Source organism: Actinotalea ferrariae CF5-4 (assembly GCF_000603945.1).
In the GTDB taxonomy this organism is placed as follows: domain Bacteria; phylum Actinomycetota; class Actinomycetes; order Actinomycetales; family Cellulomonadaceae; genus Actinotalea; species Actinotalea ferrariae.
Window position 1 is genome coordinate 1 of the sequence record NZ_AXCW01000514.1, and the last position, 926, is coordinate 926.

1 protein-coding gene is annotated in these 926 nt (G+C 78.1%); it reads left to right on the plus strand.

Features of this window, described 5'->3' with window-relative positions:
• Positions 1-248: 248 nt before the first annotated feature.
• On the plus strand, positions 249-824 hold the full coding sequence (locus N866_RS19105; RefSeq protein WP_034229879.1) for an S-layer homology domain-containing protein: 576 nt from the start codon (positions 249-251) through the stop codon (positions 822-824).
• The last annotated feature ends 102 nt before the right edge of the window (positions 825-926 follow it).

Below are 926 nucleotides of genomic sequence, written 5' to 3' on the forward strand. Positions count from 1 at the left end.
CCCGCCCGGCCGCCCGCCCGCCCGGCCCGCCTCGCCCCGTCTCTGGGGAGGATCACCCGCGTTCTCCGCGGCAAGGTCTCCCCGATGGTCCGTCGACCGTGGTGCGGCCGGGTCGGGTGTCGGCCGCGTTGTGGTGGGCGTGGGCGTGGGGGTGGTCGGGGACGTGTCGTCAGGTGTTCACACGGGCGCCACCCGGTCGACACGTCGGCTCCCTACCGTCGGGGGTGACCCTCCGTGGAAGGACCGAGATGGACCTCACCGCACCCGCCCGGCCCCCCGCAGCGCGGACCGGGCTCGTCGACGTCCCGCCGGGTCACCGCTTCGCGCCGGAGATCGCCTGGCTCGCCCGCCTCGGGCTCCTCGACGTCCGCCCCGACCGCACGTTCGGGCCGCTGCAGCCGGTCGAGCGGGCCGAGCTGGCCCGCGCGCTGTTCCGCTACGCCGGTGCGGACGACGTCGCCGCTCCGTCCCTCGGGATGGTCGCCGACGACGTGTCCGCGGCCCACCCGTTCGCGCAGGAGATCGGCTGGGCGGTCCGGCACCGGCTGGTGCTCGTGCACGCCGACGGCAGCTTCCGGCCCTCGCGTCCGGCGCGCCGCCAGGAGCTCGTGCTCGCCCTGCACCGAGCCATCGGCAGCCCCGCGCCCGCCGGCCGCGCGCCGTTCCACGACGTGCAGGACTGGCACCCGAGCGTCGAGGCGATCGCGTGGGCGGCCGGGGCCGGCGTCGTCCGGGGCATGCCGGACGGCACGTTCCGGCCGTCCCAGCCGGTGACGCGCCAGGCCCTCGCGGTCCTGCTGCGGAGGTTCGACGAGCTCGCCTGAGGCCCGGCGCGCCCTGGTCCCTGCCTCGGCGCGCCGGTGGGGTGGGCGTCGCGTCGGGGGCGGCGCCCACCCCCTTCGTCGTCCCCGCACCCACCCCCACCG